We start from the raw sequence: 17,051 nt of genomic DNA on the forward strand, positions 1-17,051 counted from the left end.
CGGCGTCCGGCCGGACGGCCACCACGCCGGTCAGGTTCTCGTCGTCCTCGACGATCTCGGCACCGTGCGCGGCGAGGACCTCGCGGACGTCGTCGCCGTCGCCGACGACTCGCCAGCGGCCGGTGAGCCGGGACGGCGACGTCGTGACGGGACGCCAGGCGACGCGGTAGCGCCAGGAGTCCGTTGTGGACTCGGCGTGGCGTCGGCTGCGCCACTTCGCGAGCGCGGGCAGAACGGCGTCGAGCGGGGCGTCCTCGGCGAGGTCGAGGACACCCGCGAAAGCCGGGACGTCCTGGTCGCCGACGACCTCCCAGAACCGCTGGTCCGCGGGGTCGGCGTGGGCCGGCGCGGCTTCGGGGACGTCGAGCCAGTACCGCTCGCGCTGGAAGGCGTAGGTGGGCAGGTCGGCGGGGACCACGTCGGGGAAGGCCGGGGTCCAGTCGACGGCGACGCCATTGACGTGCGCTTCGGCGAGCGCGGTGTGGAATCGGGTCAGCCCGCCGTCGTCCCTGCGGAGACTTCCCAGCGCGATGACGTCGTCTCCGAGCGCCATGGTCAGCACCGGGTGCGGGGATGCCTCGATGAACGTGCCGAAACCCTCGCTCTTGAGCCGCTCGATCGCAGTGTCGAGACGGACCGTGCTGCGGAGATTTGTGTACCAGTACTCGGCGTCGACCGTCTCGTTCCACTCGCCGGTCACGGTGGAGATGAAGGCGATTTCGCCGGTGCGCGGAGTGATCGGGGCCAGCACCTCGCCCAGCTCGTCACGGAGCTGCTCGACCTGCGGCGAATGCGACGCGTAGTCCACCGGGACCCGCTTCACGCGGATGTCGTCCGCACGGCAGGCCGCCATGAACTCGTCCAGGGCCTCGGGCACGCCCGAAACCACGACCGCCGTGGGACCGTTCACCGCCGCGACCGAAACCCCGTCGATCAGCCGTTCCTGCACGGTTTCGTGGGAAGCGGCGACTGAGACCATTCCCCCGCCACCGGCCAACGCGAGGATCGCCCTGCTGCGCAGCGCCACGACCCGAGCACCGTCCTCGAGGGACAGCGCGCCGGACACCACGGCGGCCGCGATCTCGCCCTGCGAGTGCCCCACCACCGCGTCCGGCACCACCCCGAACGACCGCCACAACTCGGCCAGGGACACCATGACGGCCCACAGCGCGGGCTGGACGACGTCCACGCGGCTCAGCGCGTCCGCGTCGGCCAGAACCTCGCGCAAGGACCAATCCACAAAGGACGCGAGTGCGGCACCGCAGTCGTCCAGCCGGGCCGCGAAGACCGGCGAGGACTCCGCGAGGTCCAGTGCCATCCCGGCCCACTGCGCGCCCTGCCCCGGGAAGACCAGCGCGACCTTGCCCGGCGCACCGGCTTCCCCGGTGACCACGTTCGCCGCCGGAGTGCCCTCCGCCAGCGCCGTGAGGCCGCCCGTGAGATCGCCGACCACGACCGCCCGGTGCCGGAACAGCGATCGCGCGGACACCAGCGCCGCCCCGACCGACGCGGCGGGCAGCTCGCCCCGGCCGAGCAGCGCGGCGGCCTGCGCCCGCAGCGCCTCCGGCGTCCGCCCCGAAAGCACCCACGGGACCGGCCCGGAGCGCCCCAATGTGGCCTTCGGTGCGTCAGACGCACCCAAGGCGGCCTTCGGTGCGTCAGACGCAACCACGGCCACATTGGGGCGCTCTGGCGACTCGAGAATCGCGTGCGCGTTGGTACCGCTCACCCCGAACGACGACACCGCCGCGCGCAGCGGCCGGTCGGACGTCCACTCGCGGGACTCCGTCAGCAGCTCCACCGACCCGGCCGTCCAGTCCACATGGGACGAAGGCGCGTCCACGTGCAACGTCTTCGGCAGTACTCCGTGCCGCATCGCCATCACCATCTTGATGACGCCGCCGACACCCGCCGCGGCTTGCGTGTGGCCGATGTTGGACTTCAGCGACCCCAGCCACAGCGGCGCCGAACGGTCCTGACCGTACGTCTCCAGCAGCGCCTGCGCCTCGATCGGGTCGCCGAGGGTGGTGCCGGTGCCGTGCGCCTCGACCGCGTCCACTTCGGACGTCGTCAGGCCCGCGTTCGCCAGTGCCTGGCGGATCACCCGCTGCTGGGCCGGGCCGTTGGGCGCGGTGAGGCCGTTGGAGGCGCCGTCCTGGTTGACGGCCGAGCCGCGGACGACCGCGAGCACCGGGTGGCCGTTGCGCTTCGCGTCGGACAGCCGTTCCACGAGCAGGAGGCCCGCGCCCTCGCCCCAGCCCGTGCCGTCGGCGGCGTCGGCGAACGACTTGCAGCGGCCGTCCGCCGCGAGGCCGCGCTGGCGGCTGAACTCGACGAACAGCGCGGGCGTCGACAGGACGGCGACGCCGCCGGCCAGCGCGAGGTCGCACTCGCCCTGCCGCAGCGACTGGCACGCCAGGTGCAGCGCGACCAGGGACGACGAACACGCCGTGTCCACGGTGATCGCCGGGCCTTCGAGGCCGAACGCGTACGCGATCCGGCCCGAGGCGACGCTGCCCGCGCTGCCGTTGCCGAGGTAGCCCTCGTAGTCTTCCAGTCCACTTCGGACGTTCTGCAGCCGCGTCGCGTAGTCCTGGTACATCACGCCGGCGAACACGCCGGTCCGGCTGCCGCGCACCGATTCCGGCACGATCCCGGCGCGCTCGAACGCCTCCCACGCGATCTCCAGCAGCAGCCGCTGCTGGGGGTCGGTGGCGGTCGCCTCGCGCGGGGACATGCCGAAGAACTCCGCGTCGAATTCGGCGGCGTCGTAGAGGAAACCGCCTTCGCGGGCGTACGACGTGCCGCCGTGTGCGGGGTCGTCGTCGAAGAGGTCGCTGGGCCAGCCGCGGTCCGCCGGGAACACCGAAACGGCGTCGCGGCCCTCGGCGACCAGCTGCCAGAGGTCGTCCGGGGAGGCGACCCCGCCCGGGTACCGGCAGCTCATCGCGACGATCGCGATCGGCTCGTCGGCCTCGGCCGGGCGCGCGACGGCGGTCCGGTCGGTCCGCCCGGCGAGGTGGGCGGCGAGCACCGCCGGGGTCGGGTAGTCGAACACGAGGGTCGCGGGCAGCCGCAGGCCGGTGGCCGCGGCGAGGCGGTTGCGGAGGTCGACCGCGGTCAGCGAGTCGAAGCCGAGGTCCTTGAACGCGCGGCCCGGGTCGACCGCCTGCGCCGACGCGTGCCCGAGCACCGCCGCCACCTGCGTGCGGACCAGCTCGACCAAGGCCTCTTCGGTCAGCTCCGCCAGCGCGTGGCCGCCGGCCGCGGCGGTCCGCCGCACCGGCGGGAACAGCCCGCGGAACAACGGGGAGACGGTGCCGTCGGCGGCCTGCCGGCGCAGCGCGGCGGCGTCGAGCGTGATCGGGACGAGCGCGGCCGGGCCCGCGACGACGGCGCGGTCGAACAGCGCGAGCCCGTGCGCGGTCTCGAGTGGACGGACGCCGGAGCGGCCGAGCCGGTCCCGCGCGCGATCGTCGAGGTGCCCGGTCATGCCGCTCGCCTCGGCCCACAGGCCCCACGCGAGCGAGACGGCGGGTTGCCCGGCCGCGCGGCGCCGCTGGGCGAGGGCGTCGAGATAGGCGTTGGCGGCGGCGTAGTTGCCCTGCCCGCTGCCGCCGGTGGTGCCCGCGGCGGCGGAGAACAGCACGAACGCCTTGAGGTCGCCGGTCAGCTCGTCGAGGTTGCGGGCGGCGACGGCCTTCGGGCGCAGCACCGCGTCCAGCCGCTCCGGCGTCAGGGCTTCGACGACGCCGTCGTCGAGGACACCGGCGGCGTGCACGACGGCGGAAACCCGGTGCGCGGCAAGCACTTCCGCCAGCCGGTCGCGGTCCGCCGCGTCGCAGGCGGCGAAGACGGCTTCGGTGCCCGCGGCGGCGAGGTCCGCGGCGAGTTCTTCCGCGCCGGGTGCGTCGGCGCCCCGGCGGCTGAGCAGCACCAGCCGCCGGACGCCGTGCTCCCGGGCCAGGTGCCGGGCAACGAGGCCGCCGAGCACGCCCGAGGCGCCGGTCACGAGCACGTCGCCGTCGCCCCAGTCCGGCGTCTCGCCGGTGGCGGTCGCGCGGGCGAGCCGGGGCACGAACACGCGGCCGTCGCGAACGGCCGACTGCGGCTCCGGCGGAACGACCGGGTGGTCCGGGTCGTCGGTGTCCAGCAGCGCGAAACGGCCCGGGTGCTCCGCCTGTGCCGAACGCACCAAGCCCCATGCGGCGGCGAGGTCCGGGTCGGGCGCTTCGCCGTCGTGGACCGCGACCGCGCCACTGGTGACGAAGACGAGGACCTCGGCGCGCTCGGTGGCGAGCCAATCCTGGACGAGGCCGAGCACGCGGTGGACCGGCGCGCCGGTGAGCGGCTCGAAGACGGCGTCGGTGCTGCCGGTTTCGGTGGTTTCGGTCCAGCCGACGACGTACAGGTCGTCTGCGGAGCGGTCCAGACCACCGGCGGGCAACGGGCGGAAGGCCAGCGACGCGGCGGACGCGACGGGGGCACCCGCCGGGTCGGCGACCTCGACCGCGATCTCGTCGGTCCCGAGCCGGGTCAGCCGGACGCGCAGCGCGGACGCGCCGGTGGCGTGCAGGGCGAACCGCGTCCAGGCGAACGGGAGCCGGGCCTGTCCGTCCTCTGTGGACGCGAGCGCGAGTGGGTGCAGGGCGGTGTCCAGCAGGGCCGGGTGGAGGCCGTAGCGGGCCGTGTCCGGTGTGTCGGGCAGGTCGACCTCGGCGAAGATCTCGTCGCCGCGGCGCCACGCCGATCGCAGGCCTTGGAAGGCGGGTCCGTAGCCGTAGCCGGCGGCCGCGCGGAGGCCGTCGTAGAACCCGTCGAGGTCGATCCTGGCCGCGCCCTCGGGCGGCCAGGAGTCCAGGGTGAAACCGGCCTCGGGCATACCGGGCGCGAGAACGCCCGCGGCGTGCCGGATCCAGGGGTCGTCCTCGTCGCGCCGGGAATGCACCTCAACGGCGCGGCGTCCGGTCTCGTCGGCCGCGCCGACCCAGACCTGCAGCGCGCGGGTGTCGCGCGCCTCCAGGGTGAGCGGGGTTTCGAGGGTGAGTTCTTCGACGGTACCGCAGCCGGCGCGGTCGCCGGCCTGGACGGCGAGTTCGACGAAAGCCGTGCCGGGCAAGAGGATCGTGCCGTGCACGGCGTGGTCGGCGAGCCACGGCTGCGCCTGCGGCGAGACGCGGCCGGTGAGGACGAGCCCGTCGCCGGCGGCCAGCGCCACGGCCGCGCCGAGCAGCGGGTGCCCGGTGGCGCTGAGGCCGAGGGCACCCGCGTCGCCCGGGTCCGCGACGACGTCGGGCCAGAAGCGTTCGCGCTGGAAGGCGTAGGTCGGGAGGTCGGTGGTGCGGGCGCCGGGGAAGGCCGGGGTCCAGTCGACGGCGACGCCGTGGACGTACGCTTCGCCGAGCGCGGTGTGGAAGCGGGTCAGCCCGCCGTCGTCCCTGCGGAGACTTCCGAGCGCGATGACGTCTTCCCCGAGTGCCATGGTGAGGACCGGGTGCGGGGACGCCTCGATGAACGTGCCGAAACCTTCGCTCTTGAGCCGCTCGATCGCCGTGTCGAGACGGACCGTGCTGCGGAGATTCGTGTACCAGTACTCGGCGTCGACCGTCTCGTTCCACTCGCCGGTCACGGTGGAGATGAAGGCGATTTCGCCGGTGCGCGGAGCGATCGGCGCCAGCACCTCAAGCAGCTCGTCACGGAGCTGCTCGACCTGCGGCGAATGCGAGGCGTAGTCCACCGGGACCCGCTTGACCCGGATGTCGTCGGCGCGGCAAGCGGCCATGAACTCGTCCAGGGCTTCCGGCGTCCCGGAGACCACCACGGCCGACGGACCGTTCACCGCCGCGACGGAAACCCCGTCGATCAGCCGCTCCTCGACGGTTTCGAGGGAGGCGGCGACGGACACCATCCCGCCACCTCCGGCCAGTGCGAGGATCGCCTTGCTGCGCAAAGTAACCACACGCGCACCGTCCTCAAGGGACAGCGAGCCCGACACCACCGCGGCCGCGATCTCACCCTGCGAATGCCCGACGACCGCGTCCGGGATCACACCGAACGAACGCCACAGTTCCGCGAGCGAGACCATCACGGCGAACAACGCCGGTTGCACGACGTCCACCCGGGTCAGCGCTTCCGCGTCGGCCAGCGCGTCGCGGAGCCGCCAGTCCACAAAGGACTCCAGCGCCGCGCCGCACTCGTCGAGCCGGGCCGCGAAGACCGGCGACGCCGCCGCCAGTTCGAGGGCCATCCCCGCCCACTGAGACCCTTGGCCCGGGAAGACCAGCGCGACCTTGCCCGGCGCGGCGGCTTCCCCGGTGACCACGTTCGCCGCGGGAGTGCCCTCGGCGAGCGCGGTCAGCCCGGCGTGGAGGTCGCCGACGACGACCGCACGGTGCGGGAACGCCGTGCGGGTCGTGACCAGCGAAAACCCGGTGTCGGCGGCGTTGGCATTGTGGTGCGCGGCCAGTGCGGCGGCTTGCGCCTGGAGCGCCTCGGCGGTCCGCGCGGACAGCACCCACGGCACCGGACCGGCCGCGACGGCTTCGGGTTCCTCGGTGGCCGGGGCGGCTTCGAGGATCGCGTGCGCATTGGTGCCGCTCATGCCGAAGGCGGACACGCCCGCGCGACGCGGCTCCCCGGTCTCCGGCCACGGCCGGGCCTCGGTGAGCAGCCGGACGCCGCCGGACGCCCAGTCGACGTGCGAGGTCGGGGCATCGACGTGCAGGGTCTGCGGGAGGACGCCGTTGCGCATCGCCATGACCATCTTGATCACGCCGGCGACACCCGCGGCGCCCTGCGTGTGGCCGACGTTCGACTTCAGCGAGCCGAGGAACAGCGGGTCGTCGCTGCCGCGGGCGCGGCCGTAGGTGGCCAGCAGGGCCTGCGCCTCGATCGGGTCGCCGAGGGTGGTGCCGGTGCCGTGCGCCTCGACCGCGTCGACCTGCTTCGCCGACAGCCGCGCGCTCGCCAGCGCGTCGGTGATCACGCGTTCCTGCGCGGGGCCGTTGGGCGCGGTCAAGCCGTTGGACGCGCCGTCCTGGTTGACCGCCGAGCCGCGGACGACGGCGAGCACGGGGTGGCCGTTGCGCTGCGCGTCGGACAGGCGTTCCAGCACCAGCATGCCGGCGCCCTCGCCCCAGCCGGTGCCGTCGGCGGCCTCGGCGAAGGACTTGCAGCGGCCGTCGGCGGCGAGTCCGCGCTGACGGCTGAACGCGACGAACGCCGCCGGCGTGGACAGCACGGTCACGCCGCCGGCGAGGGCGAGCGAGCACTCGCGGCGGCGCAGCGCGTGGCACGCCCAGTGCAGCGCGACGAGCGACGACGAGCACGCGGTGTCGACCGTGACGGCGGCGCCGGTGAGACCGAGGAAGTAGGCGAGCCGCCCGGAGACGACGGCGGTGGCGGTGCCGGTCAGCAGGTGCCCTTCGACGGCGTCGCCGGCGCCGCGCATGAGGTTCGCGTAGTCCTGGCCGGTGTTGCCGACGAAGACGCCGGTTTCCGTGCCGGCCAGCGAAGCGGGGTCGATGCGGGCGCGTTCGATGGCCTCCCAGGTCGTCTCCAGCAGTAGCCGCTGCTGGGCGTCCATGGCAAGGGCTTCGCGCGGGGAGATGCCGAAGAACCCGGCGTCGAAGTCGGCGACGTCGTGCAGGAACCCGCCGGACGCGGTGTGCGAGGTGCCGGGCCGGTCGGGGTCGGGGTCGCGGAGCGCGTCGAGGTCCCAGCCGCGGTTCTCCGGGAACCCGGTGACGGCGTCGGTACCCGCGGCGACCAGGTCCCACAGGTCCTGCGGCGACCGGACGCCCCCGGGCAGCCGGCACCCCATGCCGACGATCGCGATCGGCTCCTGCTCGGCGTCCTCGACGGCCTGCAGCCGCTGGCGCGTCTGGTGCAGGTTGGTCGTGACCCACCTGAGGTGCTCGCGCAGCGTCTCCTCGTCGGCCATGTAAGTGCCACCAGCCTTTTCTCCAGCGAACTGCGGAACCCCGGGGATCAATCTGCAGGCTATGGGACCTTTTTTGGCCCTACAACCCCTAATGATGCCCCTTAAAGGGGCCCCTACACAGGGAAAACCCGCCCCCTTGCCGGGGGCGGGTTTTATTCGAAGAATTGCTTCTACAATTTCCCGAGGTCATTGTTGATGAATTCGAGGAGCGCGTCGTCGTCGGCGAATTCCAGGCCGCTCGCGGGTGCCGGGACGGCCGGCGGCTCGGCGTACCGGCTCAGCAGGGCCTGCAGCCGGACGGTCAGCTCGCCGCGCGTCAGCCGGTCGGGTTCGCCGCCGGCAAGCGCCGTCTCCAGCCGCTCCAGCTCGGCCAGCACGCTCGGGGTGTCGTCGCCCAGCTCCGCGCGCAGGTGTTCGGCGAGCGCGGTCGCGTTGGGGTGGTTGAAGACGAGCGTGGCGGGCAGCTCGAGGCCGGTTTCCGCGGCGAGCCTGCCCCGCAGTTCGACGGCGGTGAGCGAGTCGAACCCGAGTTCGGTGAAGGCCCGCTGCGGATCCACGGCGGCGGTCGTGGCGTGGCCGAGGACGTGCGCGGCCTCGGTCCGGATCAGGCCGACCAGCTCGGCGAGCTGCTCGGCCGGCGCGAGCCCGGCGAGCTTCGCCCGGAACCCCTCCCCCTGGCCGGCGACCGCGTGCGGCTCGTCGACCCGCGCCTCGGGCAGCTCGGCGAGCAGGCGGCTCGGGCGCGTGGCGGTGAAGGCCGGGACAAACTTCGCCCAGTCGACGTCCGCGACGACGACGTTCTCGTCCCCGGCCCGCCGCAGCGCGGCGATCGCTTTGTCCGGCGGGAGGGTCACGAGGCCGCGCCGCCGGAGGTGCTCCTGCGCGGCGGGGTCGGCGGCCATCCCGCCCTCGGCCCAGGGGCCCCAGGCGATGGCGGTGGCCACCCGGTTCTTCGCCCGGCGCTGGTCCGCGAGGGCATCGAGTTCGGCGTTGGCGGCGGCGTAGGCGGTTTGGCCGCCGCTGCCCCAGACCCCGGCGATGGAGGAGAAGAGGACGAAGGCTTCGAGGTCGTCACCGAGGAGTTCGTCGAGGTGCCGGGCCCCGGCGACCTTGGCTTCCCGGATCCGGTGGAACTCGGCGTCGTCGAGGTCGGCGAAGGCGGTGGCCTGCCCGGCCCCGGCCGCGTGCACGACGGCGGTGATCTTCGGGAGCTGTTCGAGGGTCCGGGCGAGGTCGGCGCGGTTGCCGACGTCGCAGGCCAGGACGGTCGCGCCCAGTTCGTCGGCGATCGCTTCGGCACCGGGTGCGGCGAGGCCGCTGCGGCTGAGGAGGACCAGGTGTTCGGCCCCGGCCTGGGCGGCCCAACGCGCCACGGCGGTGCCCAGTGCGCCGGTGCCGCCGGTGATGAGGACGGTCCCGCTGGGCGTCCACGACGGGGTGGGCTGTGGGGCGCGGACCAGGCGGCGGGCGAAGACGCCTGAGGGGCGGAGGGCGAGCTGGTCCTCGCCGGTGGAGCCGGTCAGGATGGCTTGTAGGCGGGCGACTTGCTGTTCGTCGGGGTCGGTGGGGACGTCGACGAGGCCGCCCCAGCGGTCGGGGGTCTCCAGGGCCAGTGCGCGCCCGAAGCCCCAGAGGGCGGCCAGGGCGGGGGTCTCCAGCGCGCCGAGGGTTACGCACCACAACGGCGCAGTGAGGTCGGACCTGGCCAGGGTCATGGCGGTGGTGAGGGCGTTGTCGCCTGGGGCCGCGATCAGGATCACGTGGTCGGCCGCGTCGATTTCCCGCGGCTCGACGACGGGGAGGCCGAGCGCGTCGGCCCAGCGCCGGGCCGCACCGGAGGCCGCGACGGCTACGCGGCGGCCCGCCGTCGCACCGCCGACGGGACGATCCGCGGCCGCCGGGGTCGCACCGGAAGCGACCCCGAGGCGATCCGAAGCCGCAGCGGAGGTGGCCACATCGCGATCGGCGGCCGCACCGGAGATGGCCAGGTGGCGATCGGCGCCCGCACCGGAGGTTGCCAGCTGGCGAGCCGCGGCCGCCGGAGCCGCGCCCGAGGCGGTCCCGAGACGTTCCGGAGCCGGGTCCGCGATCGGGACCCAGGTCACCCGGTAGCGCCAGGAGTCCGTCACCGCGGTCTCGGCCCGCTCCCGGCGCCACGACGCCAGCGCCGGCAGCACCTTCGCCACATCCGGCTCCGGCACTCCGGTCCCGGCCGACAGACCGGCCGCGTCCGCGCGGTCGACCGCCGCCCAGAACTGGGCGTCGACCTCGCCGCCGACGGGGCGTGCGGCCGGGGCGGGCCAGAACCGTTCGCGCTGGAAAGCGTACGTGGGCAGGGGAATCCGGTGCCCGGGCAGCGACGTCCAGTCCACCGGGACACCGGCGGTGTGGATCCGGGCCAAGGCGGTGAAGAACGTCCGAGCTTCCTCGCGGTCCCGCCGCAGCACCGCCACGGCCGTACCCGGCACCATCGCGCTGAGCACGCCGTCGGGCCCCAGCTCCAGGAACACCCCCACACCGGCGGCTTCCAACGTCGCGACCCCGTCCGCGAACCGGACCGCCTCACGCACGTGCCGGACCCAGTAGTCCGCGGTGAACGGCTCAGCGAGAGCACCGCTCACATTCGAGATCACGGGTATCGTCGCAGAGCGATGCTCCAAGGACGCCGCCACCGCGCGGAACTCGTCGAGCATCGGGTCCATCAACGGTGAGTGGAACGCGTGGCTCACCGTGAGCCGCTTCGTCTTGGGGAACTGCGCCGCGATCGCGAGCACCTCGGCCTCGTCGCCGGAGACGACCACCGACTCGGGGCCGTTGACCGCGGCGATCGAGACGCCCTCGGTGAGCGTGATGGCCGACTCGGGAGCGGCGATCGAGACCATCGCGCCACCGGCCGGGAGAGCCTGCATCAGCGACGCGCGGGCGCTCACCAGCCGGCAAGCGTCCTCAAGGGACAGTACGCCGGCCACGTGCGCCGCCGAGATTTCGCCGATCGAGTGCCCCGCCACGAAATCCGGGCGAACGCCGAAGGACTCGACCAGGCGATAAAGAGCGACCTCGACCGCAAACAGCGCGGGCTGGGTGAACTCGGTGCGATCCAGCAGCTCGGGATCGGCGAAGGCCTCACGGAGGCCAGGGGGGAAGTGCGTGAGGATCTCGTCGAAAGCCTTGGCGTAGACGGGAAAGCGGTCGTACAAACCCTGCCCCATCCCGACCCGCTGCGCACCCTGACCGGTGAACAGCACAGCGAGCGGCCCCGGCACGGCGTCCCCGCGCACCACGGAAGGATCCGGCGCACCGTCCGCCAGCGCGGTCAGCCCGCGGACCAGCTCGGCATCATCCGCGGCGAGCACAGCCGCCCGCCGTGACAACGCCGCACGGCCCGTCGCCAAGGAAAAAGCCACGTCCGGCAGCGCACCGCGTTCGGCGGCCAGCAACCGGCGGGCCTGGGCGCGCACACCCTCCTCGGTCCGCGCCGAAACCACCACCGGCAGCACCCCGGCCGGAGCGGTGTCGTGGACGACCGCCTCCTCGGGTGCCTGCTCGAGGATCGTGTGCGCGTTCGTCCCCGAGATCCCGAACGACGAGACAGCCGCCCGCCGCGGCCGGTCCGACGGCCACTTCCGCGCCTCGGTCAGCAGTTCCACCGCTCCGGCCGTCCAGTCCACATGGGACGAGGGCGCGTCGACGTGCAACGTCTGCGGCAGCACACCGGCGCGCATCGCCATGACCATCTTGATGATCCCGGCAACTCCGGCGGCGGCCTGCGTGTGCCCCAGGTTGGACTTCACCGAACCCAGCCACAGCGGCTCGTCGCGCTCCGCGCCGTAAGTCGCGAGCAGCGCCTGCGCTTCGATCGGGTCGCCCAGCTTCGTCCCCGTCCCATGCGCTTCCACGGCGTCCACTTCGGACGCCGAAAGCCCGGCATCCGCAAGCGCGGCACGGATCACGCGTTGCTGCGAAGGACCGTTCGGCGCGGTCAAGCCGTTCGACGCGCCATCCGAGTTCACCGCCGAACCCCGCACCACGGCCAAGACCTCGTGACCGTTGCGGCGCGCGTCCGACAACCGCTCCACCAGCAGCAGGCCGACGCCTTCGCCCCAGCCGGTGCCGTCCGCGCCGTCGGCGAACGCCTTGATGCGGCCGTCCGGGGCGAGGCCGCCTTGCCGGTCGAACTCCACGAAAGCACCCGGCGTCGACATCACCGTGACGCCGCCCGCGATGGCCATCGAGCATTCGCCCGCCCGCAACGCCTGCCGCGCCCAGTGCACCGCCACCAGCGACGACGAGCACGCCGTGTCCACAGTGACCGCCGGGCCCTCCAGCCCGAACGCGTAGGCGATCCGGCCGGAGACGACCGCCGCCGCGTTGCCCGTGCCGACGTAGCCCGCGACCTCCTCGCCCGCGTCGGTGAGCAGCGCCGGGTAGTCCTGGCCGTTGGTGCCGGCGAAAACGCCGATCCGTTCGCCGCGCAGTGAACGCGGGTCGAGACCGGCGCGTTCGAACAGCTCCCACGACGTTTCCAGCAGCAGCCGCTGCTGCGGGTCCATGGCGAGGGCCTCGCGGGGCGAGATGCCGAAGAGTTCGGCGTCGAAATCCGTTGCCCCGCTGAGGAATCCGCCCGGCCGGACGGCGGCGAGGCCGGACGGCCAGCCGCGGTCGGCGGGCGGGGCGGACAGCGCGTCGGCGCCGCGCGCGACGAGGTCCCACAGGTCTTCCGGCGACCGGACCTCGCCCGGGAACCGGCACGCCATCGCCACGATCGCGATCGGCTCGTCGTCGCCCGCTCCGCCGGCCGCCGTCGTGTCCGGGCCGGCGGCCGAACCGGCGAGCAGGCCGTGCAGGTGCCGGGCGAGCGTGGCCGGGTCGGGGTGGTCGTAGGTCAGGGTGGCGGGCAGGTCGAGCCCGGTGGCGGCGCGCAGCCGGTTGCGGAGTTCGACCGCCGACAACGACGTGAAGCCGAGGTCGCTGAACGCGCGGTCGCGGTCGACCGCGGCGGCCGATGCGTGCCCGAGCACCGCGGCGACGTGCTCGCGGACGAGGTTCAGCACGCCGGCGGCGGTGAATTCGACGACGACGGGCGCCTCGGCGGGCGGCGCCAGCTCGGCGAGCAGCGGGCTCGGCCGGGCCGCGGTGAACGCCGGGCCGAACACCGCCCAGTCGACGTCGGCGATCGCCACCGTCGTGTCCCCGGCGGCCAGCGCGCCGCCGAGCGCGGTGAGCGCGAGGTCCGGGTCGAGCGGGCGGAGGCCCGCCGCGCCGAGGCGGGCGGTGACGCCGTCGTCCGCCATCCCGCCGCCGTCCCACGGTCCCCACGCCACGGCCAGCGCGGGCCGGCCGGCGGCGCGGCGCGTCTCGGCGAGCGCGTCGAGCCGGGCGTTGGCCGCGGCGTAGCCCGCCTGCCCGGCCGCGCCGAGGGTGCCGGCGAGCCCGGAGAACAGCACGAAGGCGTCGAGGTCGTGGGTCAGTTCGTCGAGGTGGCGCGCACCGTCGACCTTGGCCGCCGCGACCCGCGCGAGGCGCTCCGGGGTCAGCGTGTCGAGGACGCCGTCGTCGAGCACGCCGGCGGTGTGGACCACCGCGCGGAGGTCCGGGATCCGCTCGAGGAGCGCGGCCACGGCGTCACGATCGGCGACGTCGCAGGCTTCGACGGTCGTCGGGGTGCCGGCCGCGGTCAGCTCGGCGGCCAGTTCGGCCGCGCCCGGGGCGTCGGGGCCGCGGCGGGAGGTGACGACGAGCCGCTCGGCGCCGTTCGCCGCCGCCCACCGGGCGACGCGGGCGCCGAGCGCGCCGGTCCCGCCGGTGACGAGGACCGTGCCCCGCCACCGCCAGTCCGGCGCGCCTTCGGCCGGGGTGGCCACGAGCCGCCGCCCGAAGACTCCGGACGCGCGCACGGCCACCTGGTCTTCGCCGCCACCGAGCACGGCGAGGAGCCGGGCGGCGGCGCGTTCGTCCAGCTCGGCGGGGAGTTCGATGAGGCCGCCCCAGCGTTCGGGGACCTCCAGTGCGGCGCTGCGGCCGAGGCCCCAGATTCCGGATTGGTCCGGTGACGCGGTGGTCAGGCACCACAGCGGTGCGGTGATTTCCGCGTCGCCGAGGGCTTGGAGGAGGAGCGTTGTTGTCGCGACGTCCCCGCCGATGGACAGCACGCCGGTCCAGTCGTCACCGGCCTCGCGCAGCCGTTCGGCCAACTCGGCGCGGGACTCGCCCACGGTGGTCAGTGGCACGACGCCGGTGAGCAGAACTTCCAGCCGGGCCGCGGTTTCGTCGCCCGGCGGCGCGACCAGCAGCCACTGTCCCGGAGTCCCGGGCTCGGGGGTGATCGGCGTCCACTCGGCGCGGTACCGCCAGCCGGCCACGGCGCGGTCCCGGCGGCTGCGGTGCCGCCAGGCGGACAGCGCCGGCCGCACGGCCGCCGCGAGGTCCTGGTCGAGGCCGAGCGCGACGGCGAGGTCGCCCGTGTCCGCGCTCTCGACCGCCGCCCAGAACGCTTTGTCCTCTGTGGACACGTCGGCGGTGCCGGTGAGCCAGTAGTGCTGCCGCTGGAAGGCGTAGGTCGGCAGTTCGGCGCGGGCTTCGGTGGGCAGGAACGAGGTCCAGTCGACGTTCACGCCGTGGACGTGAACAGTGCTCAGCGCTGTGAGCAGTGCTCTCTCTTCGGAGCGGTCTCGTCGTAGAGCACTGCTCACGGTTCCGCCGTCGATCATCGCGCTCAGCACCGCGTCGGGGCCCAGCTCGAGGAACACGCCGACGCCCTCGGCTTGCAGCGTGGCGACGCCGTCGGCGAAGCGGACCGCCTCGCGAACGTGGCGGACCCAGTAGTCGGCCGTGAACGGTTCGGCGAGAGCACCGCTCACATTCGAGATCACCGGTATCGTCGCGGGGCGGTGCTCCAACGACTCGGCGACCACGCGGAAGTCCTCCAGCATCGGGTCCATCAGCGGCGAATGGAACGCGTGGCTCACGGCGAGGCGCTTGGTTTTCGGGAACTGGGCGGCGATGGCCAGCACGGCGGCTTCGTCGCCGGAGATGACTACTGACTCGGGGGTGTTGACGGCGGCGATGGAGACGCCGTCGGTCAGGGTGATCTCAGACTCGGGGGCGGCGATGGAGACCATTGCGCCACCCATGGGGAGGGACTGCATGAGGGAGGCGCGGGCGGCGACCAGGCGGCAGGCGTCTTCGAGCGAGAGGACGCCTGCTACGTGGGCTGCGGAGATTTCGCCGATTGAATGGCCTGCTACGAAGTCTGGGCGGATGCCGAACGACTCGACCAGGCGGTAGAGGGCGACCTCGAGGGCGAACAAGGCCGGTTGGGTGAATTCGGTGCGGTCCAGCAGGTCTTGGGTGGTGAAGGCCTCGCGGAGGTCCGGAGTGAAGTGAGAGAGGATCTCGTCGAACGCCTCCGCGTAGACCGGGAAGCGGGAGTAGAGGGACATACCCATGCCGGACCGCTGCGCACCTTGGCCGGTGAACAGCACCGCCAGCCCACCCGGCGCGACGGTGCCTTGCACCAGGTTCGGAGCGCTCCCGCCGGCCGCGAGGGCTTCGAGTCCGGTCCGCATCTCGGCGGCCGAATCACCGAACACGACAGCCCGGTCCTCGAAGGCCGTGCGGCCGTTCAACAGCGCCGCTCCCACGTCCGGCAGGGAGGCGTCCGCGAAGGGCATCAGCGCCGAAGCCTGTGCACGCAACGCATCCGCACCTCGGGCCGAGATCGGCCACGGGACCGGGGCGGTCACCTCGGTCACCGTCGGCTCGGCCGGTTCCACTCCTTCGAGGATCACGTGGGCGTTCGTACCCGAGATCCCGAACGACGACACCGCCGCCCGGCGGGGGCGGTCGGACGGCCACTCGCGGGCCGCGGTGAGGAGGCGTACCGCGCCCGCGGACCAGTCCACTTGGGACGATGGCGAGTCGGCGTGCAACGTGCGGGGCAGCACGCCGTGTCGCATGGCCTGGACCATCTTGATCACGCCCGCCACGCCGGACGCCGACTGCGTGTGGCCGATGTTGGACTTCACCGAACCCAGCCAGAGCGGCGCTTCCCGGTCCTGGCCGTAGGTTTCGAGCAGCGCCTGTGCCTCGATCGGGTCGCCGAGCGAGGTCCCCGTGCCGTGCGCTTCGACGACGTCGACGTCCGATGTGGACAGGCGCGCCGCCGCGAGGGCGGCCGTGATCACGCGGCGCTGGGAGGGGCCGTTGGGGGCGGTGAGGCCGTTCGACGCGCCGTCGGAGTTCACCGCCGAGCCGCGCAGGACCGCGAGCACCGGGTGGCCGTGGCGCCGGGCGTCCGACAGGCGCTCGACCAGCAGCATGCCGGCTCCCTCGGCCCAGCCGGTGCCGTCGGCCGCGTCGGAGAAGGCCTTGCAGCGCCCGTCGGCCGCGAGGCCGCCTTGGCGGTCGAACTCGGCGAACGTGCCCGGGGTGGCCATCACCGTCACGCCACCGGCGATCGCCAGCGTGCATTCCCCGCGCCGCAGCGCCTGCGCGGCCAGGTGCAAGGCGACCAGCGACGACGAGCACGCCGAGTCGATCGTGACCGACGGGCCCTCCAGCCCGAGGTGGTAGGACAGCCGTCCGGACAGCACGCTGCCCGCGGTGCCGGTGAGCAGGTAGCCCGCGACCTCCTCGTCCCCGCCCGCGTCGCCGCCGTAGCCGGACGCGGCCCCGCCGATGAACACCCCGGTGCTGCTGCGCTTCAACGACTTCGGCGCGATCCCCGCCCGCTCCAGCAGCTCCCACGACGTCTCCAGCAGCAGGCGCTGCTGCGGGTCCATGGCGAGGGCCTCGCGGGGCGAGATGCCGAAGAACCCGGCGTCGAATTCGCCCGCGCCGTAAAGGAATCCGCCCTGGAACGCACCCGGCGGCCAGCCGCGGTCGGACGGGAAGCCGCCGATCGCGTCGGTGCCGGTTTCGACCAGCTGCCACAGGTCCTCGGGCGAGCTGACGCCGCCGGGGTAGCGGCAGCTCATGGCCACGATCGCGATGGGCTCCCGGTCCCGGGCCTCGACGTCGGCGAGCCGGTCGCGGGTGTCCTTCAGATCGGCCGTGACGAACTTGAGGTAGTCACGGAGTTTCTGCTCGTTGGCCATGGCTCCCACTGTCT

The 17,051-nt window shown here is 73.7% G+C and carries 2 protein-coding genes (1 of these 2 running past the window's edge); both read right to left on the minus strand.

What is annotated here, in order from left to right; genetic code table 11:
* Nucleotides 1-7,942: the 5' portion of a type I polyketide synthase gene (locus tag EIY87_RS38495; RefSeq protein WP_125314848.1), read on the minus strand. The gene continues 6,506 nt to the left of window position 1, outside the view; 7,942 of the gene's 14,448 nt are visible here — the first part of the coding sequence; it begins with the start codon at nucleotides 7,940-7,942; its stop codon lies off the left edge, out of view.
* A 170-nt stretch (nucleotides 7,943-8,112) separates the two neighbouring features.
* On the minus strand, nucleotides 8,113-17,046 hold the full coding sequence (locus EIY87_RS38500; RefSeq protein WP_404800132.1) for a type I polyketide synthase: 8,934 nt from the start codon (nucleotides 17,044-17,046) through the stop codon (nucleotides 8,113-8,115).
* Between the last annotated feature and the right edge of the window lie 5 nt (nucleotides 17,047-17,051).

The sequence above is a fragment of the Amycolatopsis eburnea genome, assembly GCF_003937945.1.
GTDB classification, from domain to species: domain Bacteria; phylum Actinomycetota; class Actinomycetes; order Mycobacteriales; family Pseudonocardiaceae; genus Amycolatopsis; species Amycolatopsis eburnea.